The organism is Bacillus sp. AFS023182 (assembly GCF_002560575.1).
GTDB lineage: Bacteria > Bacillota > Bacilli > Bacillales > Bacillaceae_G > Bacillus_A > Bacillus_A arachidis.
On sequence record NZ_NTRO01000053.1, the window covers coordinates 1 to 18,988 of the forward strand.

At 33.4% G+C, this 18,988-nt stretch carries 22 protein-coding genes and 2 pseudogenes; 17 read left to right on the plus strand and 7 right to left on the minus strand.

Translation table 11 applies throughout. The annotated features are described in order from the left end of the window. Window positions 1-270 precede the first annotated feature (270 nt). Window positions 271-744 carry an ankyrin repeat domain-containing protein gene (locus CN288_RS20460; RefSeq protein ID WP_026591035.1) on the plus strand — a complete coding sequence of 158 codons (474 nt, stop codon included), beginning with the start codon at window positions 271-273 and terminating at the stop codon, window positions 742-744. Between the two features lie 40 nt (window positions 745-784). Beyond that, the gene (locus CN288_RS20465; protein ID WP_090690030.1) at window positions 785-1,384 is read left to right on the plus strand and encodes a DJ-1/PfpI family protein; all 600 of its coding nucleotides are present in this window, start codon (window positions 785-787) and stop codon (window positions 1,382-1,384) included. 74 nt (window positions 1,385-1,458) lie between these two features. Here CN288_RS20465 and CN288_RS20470 read toward each other — a convergent pair whose 3' ends face one another. Next, the gene (locus CN288_RS20470; protein WP_026591033.1) at window positions 1,459-2,385 is read right to left on the minus strand and encodes an aldo/keto reductase; all 927 of its coding nucleotides are present in this window, start codon (window positions 2,383-2,385) and stop codon (window positions 1,459-1,461) included. A gap of 283 nt (window positions 2,386-2,668) precedes the next feature. On the opposite strand from CN288_RS20470, the gene CN288_RS20475 reads away from it, so the two are divergent. The 7 genes from CN288_RS20475 to CN288_RS20505 all read left to right on the plus strand — a co-directional run bounded on the left by CN288_RS20475 (window position 2,669) and on the right by CN288_RS20505 (window position 8,950). Further along, the gene (locus CN288_RS20475) at window positions 2,669-3,025 is read left to right on the plus strand and encodes an FtsB family cell division protein (RefSeq protein WP_026591032.1); all 357 of its coding nucleotides are present in this window, start codon (window positions 2,669-2,671) and stop codon (window positions 3,023-3,025) included. 176 nt (window positions 3,026-3,201) lie between these two features. Continuing rightward, window positions 3,202-3,954 (plus strand): serine hydrolase, encoded by a 753-nt coding sequence (locus tag CN288_RS20480; protein WP_026591031.1) that lies wholly within the window; start codon window positions 3,202-3,204, stop codon window positions 3,952-3,954. Between the two features lie 129 nt (window positions 3,955-4,083). Continuing rightward, window positions 4,084-4,410, plus strand: coding sequence for a DUF3870 domain-containing protein (locus CN288_RS20485; protein ID WP_026591030.1), 327 nt, complete (start codon window positions 4,084-4,086; stop codon window positions 4,408-4,410). A 68-nt stretch (window positions 4,411-4,478) separates the two neighbouring features. Next, window positions 4,479-5,528, plus strand: coding sequence for a dipeptide epimerase (locus CN288_RS20490; RefSeq protein ID WP_098303009.1), 1,050 nt, complete (start codon window positions 4,479-4,481; stop codon window positions 5,526-5,528). 78 nt (window positions 5,529-5,606) lie between these two features. Beyond that, window positions 5,607-6,608 carry a C40 family peptidase gene (locus CN288_RS20495; RefSeq protein ID WP_098303010.1) on the plus strand — a complete coding sequence of 334 codons (1,002 nt, stop codon included), beginning with the start codon at window positions 5,607-5,609 and terminating at the stop codon, window positions 6,606-6,608. A 39-nt stretch (window positions 6,609-6,647) separates the two neighbouring features. Further along, on the plus strand, window positions 6,648-8,270 hold the full coding sequence (locus tag CN288_RS20500) for a peptide ABC transporter substrate-binding protein (protein ID WP_098303011.1): 1,623 nt from the start codon (window positions 6,648-6,650) through the stop codon (window positions 8,268-8,270). Between the two features lie 152 nt (window positions 8,271-8,422). Then, a complete protein-coding gene (locus CN288_RS20505) occupies window positions 8,423-8,950 on the plus strand; it encodes a GNAT family N-acetyltransferase (RefSeq protein ID WP_026591026.1) in 528 nt (175 codons plus the stop codon). 63 nt (window positions 8,951-9,013) lie between these two features. Here the strand turns inward: CN288_RS20505 and CN288_RS20510 are convergent, their stop codons facing one another. Continuing rightward, the gene (locus tag CN288_RS20510) at window positions 9,014-9,238 is read right to left on the minus strand and encodes a hypothetical protein (RefSeq protein WP_026591025.1); all 225 of its coding nucleotides are present in this window, start codon (window positions 9,236-9,238) and stop codon (window positions 9,014-9,016) included. 159 nt (window positions 9,239-9,397) lie between these two features. Here CN288_RS20510 and CN288_RS20515 point away from each other — a divergent pair, with 159 nt between their 5' ends. Next, entirely contained in the window at window positions 9,398-9,877 is a 480-nt protein-coding gene (locus CN288_RS20515; RefSeq protein WP_026591024.1) for a DinB family protein, read from the plus strand. Window positions 9,878-9,949: 72 nt separating this feature from the next. Here the strand turns inward: CN288_RS20515 and CN288_RS20520 are convergent, their stop codons facing one another. Beyond that, a complete protein-coding gene (locus tag CN288_RS20520) occupies window positions 9,950-10,555 on the minus strand; it encodes a DedA family protein (RefSeq protein ID WP_026591023.1) in 606 nt (201 codons plus the stop codon). Between the two features lie 334 nt (window positions 10,556-10,889). Here CN288_RS20520 and CN288_RS20525 point away from each other — a divergent pair, with 334 nt between their 5' ends. Then, window positions 10,890-12,020, plus strand: coding sequence for an HD domain-containing protein (locus CN288_RS20525; protein ID WP_098303012.1), 1,131 nt, complete (start codon window positions 10,890-10,892; stop codon window positions 12,018-12,020). 40 nt (window positions 12,021-12,060) lie between these two features. On the opposite strand, the gene CN288_RS20530 is transcribed toward CN288_RS20525, so the two are convergent. Then, window positions 12,061-12,825, minus strand: coding sequence for a DUF1836 domain-containing protein (locus CN288_RS20530; protein WP_026591021.1), 765 nt, complete (start codon window positions 12,823-12,825; stop codon window positions 12,061-12,063). A gap of 273 nt (window positions 12,826-13,098) precedes the next feature. Here CN288_RS20530 and CN288_RS20535 point away from each other — a divergent pair, with 273 nt between their 5' ends. The 3 genes and pseudogenes from CN288_RS20535 to CN288_RS29755 all read left to right on the plus strand — a co-directional run. After that, window positions 13,099-13,548, plus strand: coding sequence for a hypothetical protein (locus CN288_RS20535; RefSeq protein ID WP_026591020.1), 450 nt, complete (start codon window positions 13,099-13,101; stop codon window positions 13,546-13,548). After that, window positions 13,536-13,844, plus strand: a complete 309-nt coding sequence (locus tag CN288_RS20540; RefSeq protein WP_026591019.1) for a YxcD family protein — start codon at window positions 13,536-13,538, stop codon at window positions 13,842-13,844. The genes CN288_RS20535 and CN288_RS20540 overlap by 13 nt, the downstream gene beginning before the upstream one ends. A 271-nt stretch (window positions 13,845-14,115) precedes the next feature. Beyond that, window positions 14,116-14,331: pseudogene (locus tag CN288_RS29755) on the plus strand (alanine:cation symporter family protein); the annotation flags it as partial. 33 nt (window positions 14,332-14,364) lie between these two features. On the opposite strand, the gene CN288_RS20550 reads toward CN288_RS29755, so the two are convergent. After that, complete coding sequence (locus CN288_RS20550) at window positions 14,365-15,171, minus strand: alpha/beta fold hydrolase (RefSeq protein WP_098303013.1); 807 nt, start codon at window positions 15,169-15,171, stop codon at window positions 14,365-14,367. Between the two features lie 181 nt (window positions 15,172-15,352). Between CN288_RS20550 and ppaC the strand changes: the two genes are divergently transcribed. The 3 genes from ppaC (at window position 15,353) to CN288_RS20565 (ending at window position 17,458) form a co-directional block, all read left to right on the plus strand. Then, entirely contained in the window at window positions 15,353-16,285 is a 933-nt protein-coding gene (gene ppaC / locus CN288_RS20555) for a manganese-dependent inorganic pyrophosphatase (RefSeq protein WP_098303014.1), read from the plus strand. Window positions 16,286-16,525: 240 nt separating this feature from the next. Next, window positions 16,526-16,975 carry a DUF6884 domain-containing protein gene (locus tag CN288_RS20560; protein ID WP_026591016.1) on the plus strand — a complete coding sequence of 150 codons (450 nt, stop codon included), beginning with the start codon at window positions 16,526-16,528 and terminating at the stop codon, window positions 16,973-16,975. A 99-nt stretch (window positions 16,976-17,074) separates the two neighbouring features. Beyond that, window positions 17,075-17,458, plus strand: a complete 384-nt coding sequence (locus CN288_RS20565) for a hypothetical protein (RefSeq protein ID WP_026591015.1) — start codon at window positions 17,075-17,077, stop codon at window positions 17,456-17,458. A gap of 92 nt (window positions 17,459-17,550) precedes the next feature. Here CN288_RS20565 and CN288_RS20570 read toward each other — a convergent pair whose 3' ends face one another. After that, on the minus strand, window positions 17,551-17,910 hold the full coding sequence (locus CN288_RS20570) for a hypothetical protein (protein ID WP_026591014.1): 360 nt from the start codon (window positions 17,908-17,910) through the stop codon (window positions 17,551-17,553). 166 nt (window positions 17,911-18,076) lie between these two features. Then, window positions 18,077-18,247: pseudogene (locus CN288_RS20575) on the minus strand (acetylglutamate kinase); the annotation flags it as partial. Between the last annotated feature and the right edge of the window lie 741 nt (window positions 18,248-18,988).

The window sequence follows — 18,988 nt, forward strand, 5'->3', positions numbered from 1 at the left end:
CACTAAAACACGGATATTTTTGTATTTTTTATATAAAAACGTTAAATTATTTTATGTAAAAATAATTTAATTGAATCCTGGACGGTTCATTCTAAAAATGGGCCGTTTTTTTATTGTAAAAATATTTTTTAATACGATAACTTGAAAATTAAATTAACATTTATAATATTATTATGTAAACTACTCTGTGGTAAAAAGGAATTCTCCATGTTCAATAGAATTATTTCATAGTTAGGAAATAAAATGAATCTATGTAAGGGGAAGATAACGATGAATCCAATTATAGCAATTACAAATGCTGTAATGAATGGAGAACTAGAGAAGGTAGTGGAATTAATAAATGAAGATCAAAATCTGGTGCATGTTTATAGTGAAGATGGCTGGACACCACTGCATTTAGCAGCTTATTTTGGTCATAAGGAAATTGCGAGTTTTCTCTTGAAAAAGGGCACTAATTTACATGTGAAAGCGAAGAATCAAAATGAAAATACATCTTTGCAAGCAGCGATTGCAAACAAGAAAATCGAAATGGCTACATTTTTAATTGAGCAGGGGGCAGATGTTAACGCTGTACAAAGTGGCGGTTGGACAGGACTTCACGAAGCGGCTTTATTAGGCGATGAAAAAATAGTAGCATTACTTATTGAAAATGGAGCAGATAAAAGTATTAAGAAAAATGATGGTAAAACAGCATATGATATCGCATTAGAAAAGGGATATCAGCATCTTCTACATCTTGTATAAAGAAAATTTAAAAAATACATATAAAAAGGGAAGAGATTATATGATAAACCACTGGCATGTGGGAATTTTTTTATTTGATGAAGTAGAAGTATTGGATTTTACGGGACCATTTGAAGTCTTTTCTGTTACAACAGAAGCAAATGGAGTTCATCCGTTCACTGTTCATACCGTCAGCCAAGAGGGCCAAATAATAACAGCGAGAAATGGCTTGAAAGTACAACCAGATTTTAGTATTAAAAATTTACCCCCAGTTGATATTTTAATCATTCCGGGTGGATTAGGCGTTAGGGAATATGAAATGAAAAATGAGATTATTATAAGTTGGATCAGGCAGCAAATGAAAGAGGTAAAGTTAATGGCTTCTGTATGTACAGGGGCACTACTTCTTGCGAAAGCAGGTTTACTTGATTCAAGGAAGGCGACTACACATTGGGCGAGTATTGAAAGATTTAGAAATGAATTTCCAACTGTAGAAGTATTAGAGAATGTAAAGTTTGTTGATGAAGGACACATTATTACTTCTGGAGGAATTTCGGCCGGAATTAATATGTCATTTCATATAGTAAAAAATTTATTAGGGGTAGAAATTGCAGAAGCAACAGCAAAAAGAATGGAATATGATATTGAGCTGCGCAATTAGCTGAATATGAAAATCTTATGGATGTAATAGGATAAAAAAGATCAGTAACAATGAATTGCTACTGATTTTTTTGTTTAAAGCTCTAGTATATATGCTAACTCTTCTTCTAATAGAAGTGGTCGTACAGAAGCAGCTGCATTTTCGGTGGCTTGATGAGCGGTTTTTGCTCCTGGAATAGCAACAGATACTGCAGGGTGTGATAGTACATAACGAAGAGCCACCTGTCCTAAAGTTCGGTTAGGATTTGAAAGAGATCTCAATTGTTCAACTTTTTGTAAATCATCTTGAAACCATGTTTCTTTTGGCCAATCTTGTCGTAAATCACCATCAGGAAATGTTGTTTGGTTAGTAAACTTTCCAGTTAATATCCCCATTTTTAATGGTCCACGAATGACAGCTCCTAAATTTTTCTCTTGTAAGTAAGGTAAAATATCATTTTCAGGTGCTCGGTTAAGTATGCTGTAGTCAAGTTGTACAACATCAATTTCACCGTATTGATTAAAATTTTTTATATATTGTAAATCATGGGTTGAAACACCAACAGCTCTTACTTTGCCATCACGCTTTAAAATTTCAAATGCGCGAAGAAATGCTTCTGTTTCTTCTTTTTTATCCCACCAAATATGACAAAAATAAACATCAATGTAATCTGTTTGCAGGCGAAGTAAGCTAGTTTCGAATACTGCAATTATTTTTTCTGCTGTATCATAGACAGGTTCTCTATCAGGATCATAGTGATGACCAATTAAACCTCCTTTTGTGGAAAGGACAATGTCATTTCGATGTTTTTTTATTACTTGTGCCACTAATTTTTCACTATGTCCTAATCCATACACATCAGCAGTATCGATAAAATTTACTCCATGCTCTATTGCCGTTTTCATAGCAGCAATAGAATGTTCATCATTGACAGGTCCCCATTCATCACCGCCGATTGCCCATGCTCCAAATCCAATTTCAGAAACAGTTAAACCGGTTTTTCCTAAGTCGCGGTATTTCATTTGTTTACCTCCTTAATAAAAGGAATTACTAATAAATTATTCACTGAAAAAGCAAATGTGTTTATGAGATCTTTTTGCCTAGCTTAAAAACATAAAACACTAATATATAGCACAAAATATAAAATTTTCATCTGAAATATAGAGATGTCGTCGAAAGGTATCTCTAATTGGTTAATTTATGAGATTTTTTTATGGAGGAGCTTATTTTACGTGAAGAGAATTTAGGTTAGTAAGAAAGTATGCCTGTGGTAGTGAAATAAAATGAGTTAGGGGGATTTAAAAAATGAGGAAACTCAAGAAAGTAAATGTTCCTAATACACTACAACAACAAACACAGTATAATGAATACCGAGTTATGAATAAGAGAAAATTGCGTCGGTTTATTTTAGCTTTTATTTTTATTTTTTCAGCAACTTTTTATGTTCAATATATTCTTACTAAGCAAGAAGAAATAATTGTAGAAAAGCGAGCTACGATTAAAAATCAACAAAAGCAATTAATTTCTATAAAAAAAGATTCCCGTTATTTAAAGAGTGAGGTTGCAAATTTGACTGATAATGAAGAAGAGATTTTAAAGTTTGCGAGAAAAGAGTATCAATTCTCTAAGCCGAATGAAACTATATTTGTATTACCTGAGTAGATAGCGTGTGTTAAAAACAGTTAGCAAAGAGCTAACTGTTTTTTTAACACACGCTTTGAATGAGTTGGGAGAAGAAAGCATAATGTCACTGATTCATTCCCTTTATAAAAAGATATGGATATATCGATAACCGCGAACAGTTTTTGTTGTTATAATTTTCAAAAAGGAGAGGGGATATGAAAAAAACAGACTTTATATATGAATTAGAGAAACAAATTAAAAGTATAAATGGAGATGTAAGTGTCATGGTACAAGGGGAAATTATGTATCGGTACAATGAACAATTGATTCATCCGTCAGCTAGCCTTATTAAGTTACCTATTCTTTCATGTGCTATAGAAACGATGAAGGAGGGTATTTTACATCCATATGAATTAATTTCTATTGCATCTCTTGAAAAAACTGGAGGAAGCGGTATAGTTGCTTCATTACGTACACCAAGTATAACGATACAAGATCTTATTACATTGATGATTACAGTTTCTGATAACACTGCGACGAATTGGCTTATAAATAAGTTGAAAATGAATCATATTCAAAGACATATTGATTCACTACGGTTAAATGGGACGAAACTACAACGATATATGATGCAAGCACCTAAGGAACCGGGAAAGGATAATGTCACAACAGCTGAAGATATTGTATCTTTACTAAAGTACTATGAAAACGAAGAACAGTTTTATAAACCACTTCAAAATCAACAATTTACCTATAAATTATGTGGGAAGTTAGAGAGGGTTAAAGGGCTTTTAACAGCGAACAAAACGGGAGAACTGCAAACTGTTACACATGATGCTGCAAGACTGAACATAAATAACCGAATAGTATATGTAGCTGTTTTAAGTTCAAATGTTGAATGTGTGCATCATACGAATTATATATTTTCAGAGATTGGAAGTTTAATTGTACAATATTTACTAAAATAAATATTGTTAAAATTCTGTCAATTGTATATAATATACAGTAAACGGATACATTTCTTAATTAACGATGAGCCGTCAGCCCATGCGCCTGTTAAGAAAACCGTTATCCTCGTATAGGAAAGGAAGATATATGTGTATGCTTCTAATACGATTTATATCGTAGGGGACGCTAAAGCACCTCAAAATAATCCTATTACAGAAAAGTTTAAAAGCTACTTTGTTGCGTTTGTTGTAGAAAAAGATACAGGGAAAATTGTGGATGCGGATTGTTCAGCAACCATTGCATTAACGAGCCAATTTGTAAAACATTTATTTCTACATAGAAATATGAATGACCCACAATTAGTAGAAGAGATTAGAAATCGGTATTTCGGATCTTCTCAAAAAGCATTACTTGTAGCATTAAAAGATGCACAAAAAAAATATAATCAAATCGCTGCTTTGTCTACACATTCATAGACAAAATCCAGCCATAAGAGTCTTTCTTATGGCTGGATTTTTTTATTGGACAGAAAGGATGAATGAAAATGAAAATCATGGATCTAACGTTAAAACGGCGCTATATCAAGCTTCATACACCGTTTAAAACAGCATTGCGCACTGTAACTGAAATTGAAAGTATTGATGTTTTTATTCACACAGATGAAGGTATTGTAGGAAAAGGAGCTGGAGCCGCGACTCCGGTTATTACTGGGGACTTTGCGAGTGGAATGGAAGAGGCTATTTTAGGACCGATTCGCTCTGTATTAATCGGGAAAGAATTGCAGCACTTTCAAACATTACTGTTACAAATTCAAATGAGCTGTGTAGGAAATACGAGTGCGAAGGCAGCGGTAGATATGGCGTTATATGATGTATATTGTCAACTTCATAATATGCCATTATATGCGTTACTTGGTGGAAAGAAAGAGATTCGAACAGACATTACAGTAAGTGTTGATGAGCCTTTATTAATGGTCAAAGAAGCAAAAAATCATGTGGAAAAAGGATTTCACATATTGAAAATTAAAGTTGGTAAATCAGCCGATCTGGATTTAGAGCGTATTGAAGCAATCAGAAATAGTGTACCGAAGGATGTTACTTTGCGCTTAGATGCGAATCAAGGTTGGAGTCCAAAAGAAGCTGTCGCGATTATTCGGGAAATGGAAAATAGAAAATTAAATATAGAATTTGTAGAGCAACCCGTTCATGCGAAAGATTGGGAAGGAATGAAATATGTAAAAGATCATGTACAAACACCAATTATGGCTGATGAAAGTGTTTTCTCAGCGCAGGACGCTTTAAAGCTTGTTCAAGGACAGTATGCTGATCTATTAAATATTAAATTGATGAAATGCGGCGGGATACGGGAAGCGTGGAAGATTGCTGATATCGCCGGCGCTGCCGGTGTAAAATGTATGGTTGGTAGCATGATGGAATCATCGCTTTCCGTAACAGCAATTGCACATGTAGCAGCCGCTCATCCAAATATTCATTACTTTGATCTTGATGCTCCTTTATGGTTAATGGAAGAGCCGAGCGGAATCACATATAACGGACCAAAGGTAAACCTGCATCATGCAGTGAATATAAAATAAAATTCCAGCAGAAGGGTTTTCTTTGAAGTCACAATTTTTTTGAACAGGGAGAAATATTAATAAAAGGGGGATGTGTTTATGAGGAAAGTCATTACTATGTTTTTTAGTTGCTTGTTAGTATTTTCAACTTTTTCTGTAGCGAATGCTGAAGATGTAAAAGGTAATCAAGCATATGTAGATGTAGCGGCTGCAACATTATGGACTGGGCCCAATTTGCTTCGTCCTATTGATGAGCCAAGTGCAACGAATCCTGTTGATTTATGGAAATGGACGAAATCAATGACGCTTGATGAAAAGCTTTGGTTAACAAGTACAAATAAATTAGAAACACAAGCTTTATTGGGGCAGGAAGTAACAATCATTGATCGGCAAGGTGAGTGGGCAAAAGTAGTTGTTCATGGTCAGCCAACGCCAAGAAATGAGGCTGGTTATCCAGGATGGGTTCCAGTAAAACAGCTAACCTATAATCAAGAATTTGCAGAAAAAAAGGAGCAACCATTCGTTCTAATTACAAAGTCGACAGCTATTTTATACATTAATCCATCTGATAAATATAAATCTTTAGAGGTTAGTTATAACACACGTTTACCACTAATAAGTGAAGATAATATGTCGTATCGAGTATTATTACCAAACGGACAAAAAGCATGGTTACGGAAAAATGACGGAAAAGTATATAAATCACAAAATGACATTCCTATTCCAACAGGTGATGATTTAGTGAATACTGGGAAATTATTTTTAGGGTTACCGTATATATGGGCTGGAACAAGTGGTTTTGGATTTGATTGTTCGGGCTTCACACATACGATTTACAAATCACATGGTATCACAATTCCGCGGGATTCAGGTCCACAATCAAAAGCGGGGATTACTGTTGAAAGAGAAAACTTGCAAAAAGGTGATTTAATATTCTTTGCGTACAATCAAGGAAAAGGGAGTGTTCATCACGTGGGCATGTATATTGGAGATGGAAAAATGATTCATTCTCCAAATGCAGCAAAAACAGTTGAAATTATTCCTGTAAACACCCCGGGTTACATTGAAGAATATGCAGGAGCACGTCGTTATTTACCTTAATAAGAGAGTAATAGAACAATAATACAAGGGGGTTTTCGAATGAACAAAGTTGTTCGTTTTTCATTAGTTAGTACGTTACTACTTTCTTCATTTTTAGCTGGTTGTGGAAAAGAAAAAACGACTACAAAACCAAAAGAAGAGAAGAAAATATTGCAGTTAACTGAGACAGGAGAAATTCCATCATTAAATTCCTTAAAAGTAACGGACGCTGTTGCATTTAACGTATTAAATAATGTAATGGAAGGATTGTTTAGACTTTCAAAAAACGATGAGGTCATTTCTGGTATTGCGCAAAAGTATGAGGTTAGTAAAGATGGAAAAACATATACATTTCATTTACGTGATGCGAAATGGTCTAATGGTGATTCTGTAACAGCACATGATTTTGTATATGCTTGGAAACAGCTTGTTAATCCCGAAACTGGCTCTGAATATGCATATATCATGTATGACGTGAAAAATGCAGAAAAGATAAACAAGAAGCAAATGGGGCTGGATGAATTAGGGATAAAAGCTCAAGATGATAAAACGTTTACTGTAGAGTTAGAACATGCTGTCCCGTATTTTACAAAATTACTTTGTTTACCATCCTTTTATCCAATTAACGAAAAGTACGCAAAAAAACAAGGAGATAAATATGGTTTGGAAGCGAATACAACTCTATATAACGGGCCATTTACATTGTCAGAATGGAAGCATGAAGCAAGTTTCACAATGAAGAAAAACAATCAATATTGGGATAAAAAAGAAGTGAAATTAGATGAAGTAAATTACCAAATTGTTAAAGAAATTTCGACGGTAGTAAATTTATATCAAACAGATAAAGTAGATCGTGCAGTTATTTCGACAGAATTTGTTGATAAATATAAAAATGATAAAGAGTTAAAGCAATATACTGATCCTGTTATGTATTTCTTCCGTTTTAATGAAAATGTACCAATTCTGAAAAATAAAAATGCCCGTCTTGCACTTAGTATGGCTTTTGATAAAAAGGGACTTGCGACTTCATTTTTAAACGATGGATCAGTACCTGCCAACTACTACGTTCCAAATGGCTTCTTGAAAGGGCCGGATAAAAAAGATTTCAGGGAAACAACGACAGAGTTTAATAAAACGAGTGTAAAACAGGCAAAGGAATATTGGGAAAAGGCGAAGCAAGAAACAGGAATGAATGAAGTTACGTTAGAAATGCTAAACTATGATTTAGATAACTTTAAAAAAGTAGGAGAATTTATTAAAGAAGAATTGGAGAAAAACTTACCAGGATTAACCGTGAAAGTGAAGTTACAACCACACTCTCAGAAACTAGCATTAGAGAAAAAGAAAGAATATGAAATGTCATTATCACGTTGGTTACCGGATTATCCAGATCCAATGACGTACTTAGAAGTATTTATTTCAGAAAGTGGCGTCAATAATACAGGCTATGCCAATCCAGAATATGATTCATTAATTAAAAAGATAAAAATGGAATTAGGAAATGACGAAAAGGCACGTTGGAAAGCGATGCAAGATGCAGAAAAAATGCTACTTGATGAAGCGGTAATTGCACCGGTGTTCCAGCGAGGATTATCTTATTTACAAAAGTCATATGTAAAAGATTTATATGTACATCAATTTGGGCCAGCAACTAGCTTGAAATGGGCAGATGTGAAAAAATAAAAATGAAGTATAGAAAAAAACAGACTTCGGTTGAACGATAGTCTGTTTTTTTCTATAGATGTATATCGTTGTTTTAGGATTTGCAATATAAAATGAAAGAAAATTCATGATATAATTTAACGAAGTAAACTTATTATGAAGGGGAAGAGAATATGTCAATCCAGGTCAATGACAAATCAATTCGTACAGAAAGACTTTTAATGAGAAGACCTACTTTAGAAGATATTGATGCATTCCATCAAATTGTGAAAAACGATGAAGTTGGTAGATGGCTTGCAGTATCTAGAGGGATGTTAAGGGAAGAAGCCAAGCAGTATGTTGGAAAAATCATAAAACATTGGACTGAAAATGGTTTTGGTGTGTGGTTCCTATTTCATAAAACAACGGGAGAACTAATGGGGCATTGTGGTTTAAGATATATCGATGAAACAAGAGATGTGGAGATTATGTACCTTCTTGATCCGAAGTTTTGGGGGAACGGGTTTGCTACAGAGGCTACTCATGCATCGATTCAATATGCATTTCATGATTTGAAGGTTCAAAAATTAATCGCAAGAATTAAAAGTACAAATGAGAAATCGAAGAATGTTTTAGAAAAGATTGGATTTACATACACGCACGATGTAGATTATGATGGACGTCAATTATTATATTATGAATTTAAGAATGTATTTCAATAAAAATTGATTAGTATGTAGGACAAACATAAAAACAGGAACAGCTTTTTGAAGCTGCTCCTGTTTTTAATATAAAGGGTTTTGTTGTGGACAATTTGGAAAAGGATGTATATCTTGAATTTGTCTAAAATCATAATGTTTCATTGCAAATTGCGCTTGATATAAGTATTCATACAAATAAATATGTCCATCGTGTACACCACATAAGACTCCAGATGTTCCTTGACCGTTTACTAAAGAAACTCCGACAGGCTTACCGATTAAATATTGAACTTTTTGTTGCCAATGCATGTGTAAATTCCTCCTTTTACGATAATATACGAACTTAGGAAAGGAATGGTTGCTTATCCGTTTGCGTTTACTTAATGCAGGAGGATTTTCTTATACCGTCTAGAATAAGTCGATGTGAATGACATATGGTAATGAAAATTAAAGAACAAGGAGAGGCTCATGAGTAAAGAATCTATTTTGAAGGAAAAGTTAAGTTTAATAGAATGGTGCAAGGGATTAAAGAGTTTACCTGATGATATATGGTTTAAAGCATTTCGAAATGGTTCCTGGGGAATTGCAGATGTTATTTCGCATTTTATAATTTGGGACGAGTTTTTAATTCAACATAGGGTATCTTATTTCATACATTTAGAAAGCCTACCGAATGTTTCAAATGATGTTGAGAAAATGAATAATAGTGCTATTCAATATGCAAGATCTGGTATTTCAAAAGATGGGATAATTAATCAATTCACTCTTACAAGAGAGCGTTTAGTCAGTCTTATAAAAGAGATTCCTGGTCAAAATTTTAATAATGATTATCAATTCGGAAAAGAAAGTATGAAGTTAAATGATTATTTTTTGATTCTTGTTCAACATGATTTGAAGCATAAAAAAGAAATCATTGATTTTTTAAAAAGTAACCAGATTCAATTATAAAAGTATAGCGACTTAAAAAACACCATCAATTCAGTTGATGGTGTTTTTAAGTCGTTATCTTAAGTGATTCATTTAACCAAGTTTTCTTCGTTTTTTAAACCATATTTTTAAAGTGAAATATAAAACAATTAATATGACTCCACCAATAGCGAACGATGTCACATATGGTCCAGCTACTTCGTTAATATTACCCCAATTTTCTCCTAGCTTTTCGCCTAAATAGATAAAGATGATAGACCATGGGATAATTGCAAGAGCTGTAAGTGTAATAAAGCGTATAGGTGACATTTTAGTAATTCCGGCAGGGATCGAAATGGCATGGCGAACGACTGGAATGAATCGTGCTGTGAAAATAACACCGGTTCCATAACGGTTAAACCATGCTTCTGCGGCATCAATTTGTTTTTTATGGATGAAAATGTATTTACCATAGCGCTCTAGTACAGGTCTTCCCCCGTAACGCCCGATCCAATAAATAAAGATTTGGGCGATAACACCACCAATCGTACCAAATACAACGGCTCCTACAAATGAGATGTTTCCTGAGAATACTAAATAACCTGCATAGGCGAGAACGATTTCGCTTGGGATAATCTCAATCATAAGTCCAAGCATAACGCCCCAATAACCAAGGCCTTCTAAAAATGATAATACGGAATGAATAAAACTACCTAACATGTTGCACCTTCTAGTCCATAAATTTTTAAAAATTGTAAGAGGTGAAATGCCACTTACTGTTTAGGGAAATAATATATAATTGATTTCTCATATATAAATTATACAGCAAACGTTTACCGTATAGCTATTTTAAGGTTTTTACGTATTTGTGAAAGATAGTGTTGTACGATCTTGTTTCTAATCTTTATAGTAAGGTATACAAATTGGAATTTCATGAAGAGACAATAAAAAGTATATTAAAAATTTCTCATACTTAAAGGAGAATGAAGTTTTTAATAAACAGAAAATTCGATATAATATAATAGGAATTTTATTATTTGAGGAGGGGGAAACTGTGCAGATTACAGATTCAATTTATGGAAGGGTTTCGATTCAAGATAGAGATATCATTGAATTAATAAAGACAAAAGCATTTCAAAGATTGGCTCATATTAAACAGCAAGGACATACATATTATTTACATCCGAATGCAACACATACAAGGATAGAACATTCTATAGGGGTATATGTACTTGTAAATAAAGTTATAACGCATCTTACTACAATCAGTGACATTGATTTGACAGAATATGAGCAGAAAGTTGTTTCTATAGTAGCTCTTCTTCATGATATTGGGCATGGTCCATATTCACATTGCTTCCAACGAATATCTGGTCAAGATCATGGTGATTGGACGATACAGATTATTCAAGAAGATAGAGATGTACGTACTATCTTAGAACGGACACCTAATTTATTAGAAGATGTAATCCAAGCCTTGTCAGAAGAAAATAGTTTTCCAATTATCGATGAACTCTTGTTTTGTTCATTGGGTATGGATCAGCTTGATTTTTGGAATCGTGATTTATATTATTCATCACTTCAAGTAGAAAGAATTCCAATTGAGAAACTCATTTCTACTATGCGTATGGTGAATCAAAAGCTTGTCATTGAAGAATCTGGAGTACCGTATATAGAGCATCTAGTAAAGGTGAAAAGCGCTCTTTATCATAATGGATTTGGTCATCCATTTGTAGTGGGAAAAGATTTATTATTTCAACTTATTTTTCAGAAGATAAAAGAAGATAACATTTCATTTTATAGCCCACTATTACAAAACTTTTTTCAAAAAAGAGAAAAAGAATTAGAAGTAAAAGATTTTGTCCATTTAGTTGATGAGGTTATTTTAAATGAAATGAAGTATTTTGCAGTATCGGAACATGAGCAATTAGCAGAGTTAGCTCAATTATATCTTTCAAAATCACGAAGTTTAGATTGGGAATCGGGATTAGAAGGTGACTTTGCATGTTATAAAAAAGAAGTTCGATATATATCGGAAGTTATGAAGGAAAAGAAAGGGTATAGTTCATACATAGGTGGTATTTATATAAATAAAAATTCGCATTTCATGGATATTTTAGAGCTATCCAAATACATTAAAGAAATGGTCGCTTTGCCAAAAAGAGAGTATATGTACTATTTATAATAAGAAAGAAAAAAAGAGAAGCGAATTTCGCTCCTCTTTTTTATGGTTTCACATCTAAATTTTGTAGAAATAATGTTGCCGATACATAGCGTTTTGCCAACATTTGTACATATGCGGTATGTACAGAGAGCGTTGCGATAATAATCGCATTACGAATGGCTTCCCGTTGTTCATTGTTGATTTGGTCAAATTTACTTGCGATTTTATCCGCTTTTTCTTTTACAATATTTTCAATTGTACGAACGGTATCAGTCGCGTTTAATTGTAAACAACCACCTTGATTCAACTCTTCAAATAAAGAGGAGTAAGCAACGTATAGATGAACAGGATTAATTAAATCATCACTTCGATCGGCTGGATCATTTACAATAAGTCTTAATAACTTACGTATAGATTCAAAGTCTAGTGCAGTTTTCAAATCTTCTACAATAAATAATAATGCTGCTTGTTCAATTGAATATTTTTTTCCTTTTTGTGGTGAACCGATCATTTCTTTTATATCTCGTTTTACCCAGTTTTGCATAGCTGTTACCGAAAAACTGGTGTTTTCAATTTGATTACCAAGCGCAACAATCTCATTTAATGAAAAACCAATATCTGTATCTTCAATTTTAATTAGTTTTTCAAAAATAGGTGAAAGAGCGGTTGTAATAAAAGCTGTAACACTTTGACCACACTCAATATCTTTTTTATGTGACTTTGCCCAAGCTTCTTGCAAAATAACGAGAGGCCTTTTTGTATTCCATCCTCTAAGAGAAAGAAGGAGCGTCGCCATTTCGTTTCGTGTGAGATGAAATGTTTCCATCTTTTCACCTCCAAAATTATAAAAGTTCTTATGAACTTATATTATGTTTAGTTGCTTGTAAAGTCAATTCTGTTTTTCTTTATTTTTCCTGTTAACTTAAGTTTTTTTAAATTATTAATAAAGTTAAGTAAATAACGCTTGCTTATTTCAATAAAAGTTCATATAATAGGTTCATAAGAACTTTCTATTTAACTTTAAAATAAATCTATCATTCTTATTTTAGAGAAAGATAGATTTCACATATATCTATAGTAAAAGGAGACTGGATATACTATGTTGAAAAAACTCGTTACAGTAATGACTGCATTTATGGTTGTTTTTGGAGCTAGCAGTTTTGTTTTCGTAGATCATGCAGCAGCGAAGAGTTACAAATCAGGTAAAAAATCATTTACACCAAGTTCAGGACAGAATTCGAAAGTGGATTTAAATAAAAAAGATTCTAATGTGAATGCACAGAAAACAAACCCTGATTCAAAAACAAAAGCATCAAACACAGCACCAAAGAGTAATAAAGGAAGCTTTATGAAAGGTTTATTACTAGGTGGTCTTGGTGGTTTATTAATGGGAAGCTTATTTGCAAACATGGGAGCACTTGGTTCTGTGTTAGCGTTCATGGTAAATATGTTAGTAATGGCTGGTATCGTCATGTTAGCGATTCGAGCATTTAAATATTTCAAAAATCAACGTAAGAAACAGGCGGAAGAAGCAGTATGGAAACGATAAAAATCTCTGAACAAGAGCTTATAAATGCACTATGTGTATATATTGCAGAAAAGCGTCAAGTTGGTCCAGAAGCAGTTTTAGTTGAATTGATGTATGATGATGACTATGGTTTTTCTGCTGAAGTAGAAGTAAATGGTCGCCAGCAAATTTTAATTCAAGCAAACTTAATTGAAGCACTTCGCTTATGGCTTGATAGGGAATATAATATCAATCCATTTGCAGCAAGATTACAACTTGAATTAGATGATAATGAAGGTATTTTCGCATTAGCGAATTTAAATAACTCGGATGAGTAATAAAGAGGGCTGTTGAGAGTAATCTCGCCAGCTCTTTTTTAGTATGTATATTTTAAAATGAAATAAACCTGGAACTTGAAAGCGGAGAGGATCGAATTCATTTCTTATGCTTATGAACTTTTAGGTATGGTGCAATTATAGATAGGGAAAAGCTTTATTTGGTATTATACTGTTTTTATCTAAAGATCCAATGGGAAAGGCTACAAATAATTAGTTAGAGCATCTATAAGGAAAGAAAAGAAAGCAAAGGTGAATGCCTTTGCTTTTTTGATGGAATCTTGGTGATTGAAGGATAGGAAGTATGGCTTAACTTAACTTTCTTGCAATTTTACTTTTAACAAAATCTGCTTAAAAAATGTTGAAGGATTATGAAAGTCAGAAAAAAGCAGGATGTGAAGGCATTGAATTTTGGGAAGAAAAATGTAAAGAACTAGAAAGAAATAGTGCTAAGGAAAAAGTTACGATTGATCAAAGTGTAAAGTTTTGATTCTGAAAATCCCTTCTGTTTTAAAATATATTATTATAAAAGTAATTGGAAGAAAGAATGAAGCACATTGTTAAAATGATCAGTTTCTTCTAGAAATGGACAATGACAGCTGTTTTCGAAAATAACAAGCTTAGAATTATGGATATGTTCATGCAGATGTTCGCCCGCAGCTACTGGAATTAATTTTTCTTCTCTACCAAAGCAAAGTAAAGTTGGTTTGGTAATTGACTTTAATTCTTCACGGTAATCAACAACAGATTGATCAAACAAAATAGCACTCGCAATAGAAGCTGGAACTTTTGTTACTTCTTCAAGCATCCAAGTTGCATCTTTTGTAGAAAGGGGATTTTTAAACATGAGAGGGATAAACCCCTTTAGAAACTCCGCTTGATTTGTTTGAACTTCTCTCATGAAGTGAATGAGTGTTGCGAAATCAAAGGCACCAATAGGGAAATCAGGCCATTTAAAATCAGACGCTAATTCATCTATAATAACAGAACCTTTAATATTTTGTTCTCCAAATTGCTTTATATATTCCCATACAACAAATGCTCCCATCGACCAACCTACTAAGATGACATCTTTTAATGATAAGCTTTCTATAAAAGCGTGTACATCATGGGCATAGTTTGCAATCGTATGTCCAGTTTCAATATGAGGAGAGCGCCCATGACTTCGTAGATCAATCGAGATCGCACGATATTTTTCACTGAAAAAAGGAATTTGTTTATGAAAAAAACGGCTGCTCATCCAAACACCGTGGAGAAAAAGAATAGGTGTACCTTTTCCTTGTTCTTCGTAATATAATTCCACACCATTTTCAAGCTTTATAATAGGCATAATAATAAACCTCCTTTTCATGATTTTATTCGTTTTTCCAAATTTTTTTCCTTTTAATATAGGAGAAGAGGGATGTTTTTTGTGAATATGATAAAAACTTGATTTTATTTATAAAAAATGTGTTTAAAATATTGTCATATTTGCTTCTTTAAGATATCCTTTTCATGAAGAGGTGGAAATCATGGAAAAAGTACTAGTTTTCGGGCATAAAAACCCAGACACAGATGCAATTTGTTCTGCAATTGCTTATGCAGAGCTAAAAAAAGAATTAGGAATGAATGCTGAGCCTGTACGTTTAGGTGAAATCAGCGGTGAAACTCAATTTGCGTTAGATCATTTTAAAGTAGAAGGAACGCGTTTTGTTGAGACAGTAGCAAACGAAGTGGACAACGTTATTTTAGTTGACCATAATGAACGTCAACAAAGTGCTAACGATATCGAATCTGTTCGTGTGTTAGAAGTTATCGATCATCACCGTATTGCAAACTTTGAGACAAGCGATCCTTTATACTATCGTTGTGAGCCAGTTGGTTGTACAGCTACAATCTTAAACAAAATGTACAAAGAAAATGGCGTTGCAATTCGTAAAGAGGTTGCAGGTTTAATGTTATCTGCAATTATCTCAGATTCTTTACTATTCAAATCTCCAACTTGCACAGAACAGGACGTAGCGGCAGCTCGTGAATTAGCAGAAATCGCTGGTGTTGACGCAGAAAGCTATGGCTTAGAAATGTTAAAGGCTGGTGCAGATTTAAGCGGTAAAACAATGGAGCAATTAATTTCACTTGACGCAAAAGAATTCCAAATGGGCGATGCAAAAGTTGAAATTGCACAAGTAAACGCTGTTGATACAAACGACGTTCTTGTACACCAAGCGGAATTAGAAAAGGTAATTTCTGCAGTAGTAGAAGAAAAAGGGTTAGACCTATTCTTATTCGTTGTAACTGATATCTTAACGAACGATTCAGTTGGTCTTGCAATCGGTAAAGCAGTGAATGTTGTTGAGAAAGCATACAACGTAACGTTAGAAAACAATACAGCAACTTTAAAAGGTGTTGTGTCTCGTAAAAAACAAATCGTTCCTGTATTAACAGAAACGTTCCAAGCTCTATAAGAGTACTTCGGATGTAAAAGAACAAGCAGATATACAGTCTGCTTGTTCTTTTTTGTTTTTAGGAAGGATAAAATTTCGGATATCAAGGTCTATTCTTTTCCTATTTCATTTAGAAAAAATAAACCTTGGTCAGGAAGAAAAGAAAAACCTACTATTTTTATCCGTGAATGAAAAATGCTATGATTTTATTATGAAGTAGATTTTATGGGATTGAAAGAGAAGAGGGGAAAGAACGTAATAATGACAAGACTATGCATAATTCCATGTGGGAAAAAGAAGATTTGGGATAAGTACCCTGATAAGGGACCAACAGAAGCGAAGGGTGTATACATTAGTCCATTCGGAAAAGCATGCCAAGCATATGCTTCTCAATTTTTTACACACTGGGTTATTTTATCAGCTAAACATGGATTTTTATTGCCAACTGATATAATAGAAAAAAACTATGATCTTGCTTTTGATTCAAAAAGCGATGAAATTATTTGTATAGAACAATTAAAAAAACAGATGATTGATAAAGAGCTGCTAAATTTTGATGAAATTGTCCTGCTTGCAGGAAAGAAACATAAAAAAGTAGTAACAAAATTATATCCAGAAGAGATTATTTCTTACCCGCTAGAGGGATGTAAAGGGATTGGATATATGTTGCAGAGGTTGAAATGTGCGGTTGAAAATCATAACGAGATTTAGTAAAAGTTAAAGAAATCGATTGATACTGTATAAAAAAGTGTTGTGTATCGTTAGAAATACAGGCTTATAAGCTGAGAAGTTGGATGGGGAGATGTTAAAATGTCCTACAAGAATGAAATTGATAAGTTGCTATGTATGCTCGATCGGTTAGAAAATCAAGAGGTAGAAATTTTAGATATTACAGAAGAAATGTTGCCTGTTTATCTATTTTCTAGAGCTGATTTTGAAGAAGGACAATTAGGTTATCGTGTAGGAGGGTTAGAAAATGAATCTCTTATTGGAAACGAAAAAGGGGATTGGAAAGAAAGCTGGTTTGTTATTGGATATGAGGAATTAATGGGAGATCCATTTTTTGTTGATGTAAAAGATATTGATTTTCCAGTGTATACAGCTGAACATGGCATGGGTGAGTGGGAGCCACTTTTACATAGTGATTCACTAAAAGAATTTTTATCTGTATTAACATATCGAGATGAAGATTAATCATTCATAGAAAAAAGGGATGTAGAAATCCCCTTTATCATATTTAGCGAGAAGACCCCTACCTCAAGCGTGTAACGGTAGGTGGGGGTAGTTCAATTGTAATTGATTACTTCCTCCATAAGGCTTCTTATTTCTTTAACTGGTGGTTTTTTATTATACACATCAACATATGAAAAATAATAATTTAAATTTCTAACAAGACCTTTTCCTATTTTTGAACTAAGGAAAGGAAATACTTGTCCAGTGTAGTCTTCGAGAGATTTACAATAGTATTTTTCATCCAAATAAATACTGTATTTACATGTTAGCTCTACTAGTGGGATGCCTTCAGAATCATACACATCTTTAGATTCAAAAATGTCTATTAGTGCAAATCTATCATTAAGATAAACTTTTCTCTTCTTTTCAGGCTTATTAGAAAGAATAAAAGCGATACCTACTGCGTTAATCAATATTTTTCCTCCTATAAATATAAATAAGGATATTAATAAAATATCTCTATACATGTTAAATGTAAAGAGATAAGGTGGTTGGTAATAATTATGTAAAGGAATTTACGAGTTGATAGGGAGAAAAAGTTTAATAGATATCGATTCAAAAATGAATCGGTATCTTCTGTTATTGAAAAACTTGAGGGAATTGTTTTACGATCGCTGCTGTAATAGCGTCAGCCATTTCTAAAGCTCCTTTCTCTATTTTGTCATACAATTTAAAACTGGATTGATAATCTTTATTTAAAATAGATACAGCCTCTGATTTTGTTAGTGCTAGATGTTCATAAAACATTTGAGCAATTAGATGAAATAAGAGCATGTTTTGATTAATCTTTTTTTAAACATGCTCTTTCTATTTGTCTTTTATCAGCGTCATTCTCATTAATTTGATCAAACTTTATTTTAAAGCTACACCTGTGATTCCGATCGAGGTGCTTCCGCTTTTCTAAAGAAGTTAGGCGGGAGATTAACTGTCCGTAAAAGCTCGATTGGTGAGGGCTAATAATCAGTTTCACTTTATAAAGAGATGTGGGAATTTATATGGATCTTAAAGGGGATTTTTTAAGTCAATTGTAGGAAAGTAAATTGAAGATGTTAATAAGGGGGATATAAAAGAAATGAAGCCCTGCAAGGGAAGTTACAGGGCTTCGTAAGGGTATATTGCCGAGAATGTCGGGCTCGACAAAGTAAGCATAACATGAATTTCTTGGAAATAGTGCTGGTAAATGCGTCCAAATGAAGAGAGGCCTAGTGCGGAGGCTATAAGAAATCTTTCAAACAAAGTCAAAGAGACCTACTTCCCGCGGGCAGGTCTCTTTGGCTAGATAATGTTGATGAGTAATAACCCATCTGGAGTATCTTTATAGTAACAAACAGAATGGGGTTTGTGTATTGAGAAAAAATTTTAGCTGTCATCAATAGTTACTTTATACGTGTCACAATTTCATGCTTTTGTTACATTTATAGGGTCATGGGGGAATAAAAAAGGCCTGCAAATAAAAGGCAGGTCGTAAGAAGGGACTTTAATCCAATAGAT